Below are 3,365 nucleotides of genomic sequence, written 5' to 3'. Positions count from 1 at the left end.
GCCATGTGCCCACTCTAGGGACGCGGCCGGCGGCCCGGCGAACCTCTCCGCTCACGCCCCGACCGCGCGATGCGCCGGAATCGGGCCGATCCGCCGGGCTTCGTCGCGCCGCGGGGGTGTCACCCGATCCCGAAGCGGCTCCGACGCTCGGCCCGAGGCGGGCGGGACCTAGGCTGGAGGGCGTGCCTCGCCCTGTCCCGCTCCCCCCGCGGCTGCGTGTGACGACCCGCGAGGTCGAGACGATCGAGGACGTCCTCGAGCACGCTGCGCCCGAGAACCCGACCGTGTGGTCGCGTCGGGGCGACGTCCTGATCGGCCACGGCCGCGCGGCCGGGATGTCGTCGACGGCCGTCGGCCGGCACGCCGCGGGCGCATCGCACGCGGCCGCGGCCGCGCACTGGTGGCGAGAGCTCTCGGCGCTCGCCGAGGTCGACGACCGGGTCGGACTCCCGGGCACCGGGCTCGTCGCGTTCGGAGCCCTCCCGTTCGACGCCGCATCGGCGCACGCGGGGCGGCTCACCGTGCCACGGCACGTCGTGGGACGCCGCGGCGGCAGGTCGTGGGTCACCACGATCGTGCCGGTCGACGCCGATGCCGCGGGCCCCGGCATCCCGCCGCGCACGCCCTTCGGACCGCACTGGTCTGCGACGCTCGGCCCCGGCGCGCTGACCCCCGAGGGCTATCAGTCCGCCGTGCGGGCGGGGCTCGCCGCGATCGCGGCGGGCGAGGTCGGCAAGGTCGTGCTCGCCCGCGACCTCGTCGGGTCGATCCCGTCGGGCGCCGACCTCCGGCGCCTCGTGCGCGCGCTCGCCTCCGACTACCCTGACACGTGGACGTATGCCGTCGACGGCATGATCGGCGCGAGCCCCGAGACCCTCGTGACCGTGTCGGGCGGCACCGTGACCGCACGCGTGCTGGCCGGCACGATCGCGCGCGGCGCCGACGCCGACGCCGACACCGCGGCATCCGTCGCCCTCGCCACGAGCGCGAAGGATCTCGACGAGCACGAGTACGCGGTGCAGAGCGTGCTCGCCGCGCTCCGCCCGCACACCAGCGCGCTCGCCGCGGGCGAGCAGCCGTTCATGCTCAAGCTGCCGAACGTGTGGCACCTCGCCACCGACGTCGAGGGCGCGCTCGAGGACCGCTCCTCGGCGCTGGATCTCGTCGGCGCGCTCCACCCGACCGCGGCGGTGGCCGGCACGCCGACGGATGCCGCGATCCGGGTGATCCGCCGCCTCGAGCCCTTCGACCGCGGCCGCTACGCCGGTCCGGTCGGCTGGATCGACGCGCACGGCGATGGCGAGTGGGCGATCGCGCTGCGCTGCGCGCAGTTCGACCTCGACGCGTCGCCCGCCGACGGGGTTTCCGGCCGCATCCCGCTCGTCGCGCACGCCGGCGCGGGCATCGTCGCCGGCAGCGATCCCGAGGCCGAGCTCCTGGAGACCCGGGTCAAGTTCCGCCCGATCGTCGACGCGCTCGCCTGAGCCCATCCGCCGTCGCCCTGCGCGGCGAGATCCGCTCGGCACCCGTCGGTCCACCCACCGGCATCCGCGCGGTCCGCGCGCCGGCATCCGCGCGGTCCCCGTCCGTCCGCGTCCGTCCGCCCGCCACCGGCTCCGCGAGAAGCCAACCGTGCGTCGAGACTCCGCGCTATGCCTGCAGTCTCGACGCACCGTCGACTTCTCGCCGTCAGGGCGAGCGCCGCGCCGGCTCACGTGGCGGCCAGCCGCGCCTTCTCGGCCGCGACGTCGAACGTCGCCGCGGGCCACTGCGGGTCGATGCCCTCCAGCGCGTCCAGCAGCAGGGCCTGCACGGCGAGACGCGCGTACCACTTCGCGTTCGCGGGCACGACGTGCCACGGCGCGTGCTCGGTGGAAGTGCGCTCGAACACCGTCTGATACGCGTCCATGTACTGCGGCCAGAGCCGGCGCTCGTCGACGTCGCCGGGGTTGTACTTCCAGTGCTTGTCGGGCCGGTCGAGCCGCTCCATGAGCCGCGCCTTCTGCTCGTCGGCCGAGATGTGCAGCATGACCTTGACGATGCGGGTCCCGGCATCCGTCACGCGCTTCTCGAACTCGTTGATCGCGCCGTAGCGCCGCTCGATCTCGTCGGCGGGCGCGAGCGCACGCACGCGGCCGATCAGGACGTCCTCGTAGTGCGAGCGGTCGAAGACCCCGATGAAGCCGGGCGCGGGAAGGCGCCGCTCGACGCGCCAGAGGAAGTCGTGGGAGAGCTCCTCGGGCGTGGGCTTCTTGAACGCGGTGAGCGCGACACCCTGCGGATCGACCGACCCGATGACGTGGCGCACGATGCCGCCCTTGCCGGCGGAGTCCATCGCCTGGAGCACCAGGAGCACCGATGCGCTCGTGGCGCCGGAACGGCTCTCGGCGAACAGTCGCTCCTGCAGCTCGTCGAGCTCGGCCGCTCCCTCGGCGAGATCGCGCTCCGAGCGCTTCCGGCCGCCGTCGTAGCCCGGCGTCGCATCGGGGTCGACGTCGGCCAGGCGGAAGCCCGCGCCGACGCGGAGGAGCTCGGCGGGGTCGCCCGTCCAGGAGTGCTGGCTCTTCGCGGTCATACCGCCATCATGGTCCCGCCGGCCGCGCGACGGCACCCACCCCGCCGCCCGCGAGGCGACAGAGGATGCCGCAGGCGGCGTCACCGGTCGGCCGCGACCCTCGTCAGCGGTCGAGCGGGACCTCGATGATCTGCCGGCCGCCGACGGGCGCGGTGAGCGCCTGGTCGAGCGCGGCGCGCGTCGTGACGCGCTGGTGCTCCCAGCCGTAGGCGCGGGCGAGCTCCTCGAACCGCGCGGTGTGCGGCGTGTAGAGCACCCGGTCCATCGCGTCGGCCGAGGCGACCGCGGCGACCTCCAGCCCGTCGAAGATCGTGCCGCCCCCGTCGTTGCCGACGATCACCTGGATGCGGGGCTCGTCCTCGCCGGGCGGCAGCAGCAGCGCGCCGACGTCGTGCAGGAACGCGAGGTCGCCGACCAGCACACGCGTGACGCCGGGCACCCCGCCGGACTGGCTCGCGACCGCGATGCCCGTCCCGGTCGCGACCACGCCGTCGATGCCGGCGAGCCCGCGGTTCGCGTGCACGGGCACCTTCTTGCCGCCGAGCACCGCGTCGGCGACCCGCACGAGCCGCGACGACGCGAACACCAGCCGGTCGTGCGGCCACGTCGCCCGCCACACCGCGTCGACGAGCGCGACACGGTCGAGCGGCGCGCGGATCACCTCGAGCTCGGCCGCGATCGCGCCCAGACGCCGATCGGGCACCGCCGAGGCGAGCCCGTCGGCATCCGGAGCCGCAGGGCTGAGATCGACGGATGCCGCACGCGACGCCCGCATCCACGCGCCGAGCCA

The 3,365-nt window shown here is 75.1% G+C and carries 3 protein-coding genes; 1 reads left to right on the top strand and 2 read right to left on the bottom strand.

What is annotated here, in order from left to right:
- Positions 1 to 182 precede the first annotated feature (182 nt).
- A complete protein-coding gene (locus WML84_RS14005; protein WP_347346751.1) occupies positions 183 to 1,484 on the top strand; it encodes an isochorismate synthase in 1,302 nt (433 codons plus the stop codon).
- Between the two features lie 227 nt (positions 1,485 to 1,711).
- On the opposite strand, the gene WML84_RS14000 is transcribed toward WML84_RS14005, so the two are convergent.
- Together WML84_RS14000 and WML84_RS13995 are read right to left on the bottom strand one after the other, a co-directional pair.
- Positions 1,712 to 2,575: a polyphosphate kinase 2 family protein gene (locus WML84_RS14000; RefSeq protein ID WP_347346750.1), complete on the bottom strand. Its 864-nt coding sequence runs from the start codon at positions 2,573 to 2,575 to the stop codon at positions 1,712 to 1,714.
- 103 nt (positions 2,576 to 2,678) lie between these two features.
- Positions 2,679 to 3,365 (bottom strand): thiamine pyrophosphate-binding protein (locus tag WML84_RS13995; protein WP_347346749.1); only part of this gene is annotated, 687 nt, incomplete at its 5' end.

Source organism: Microbacterium sp. (assembly GCF_039812165.1).
Classification (GTDB): domain Bacteria; phylum Actinomycetota; class Actinomycetes; order Actinomycetales; family Microbacteriaceae; genus Microbacterium.
Note: the sequence above shows the minus strand (reverse complement) of the source record. Positions and strands in the feature narration are given on the sequence as shown.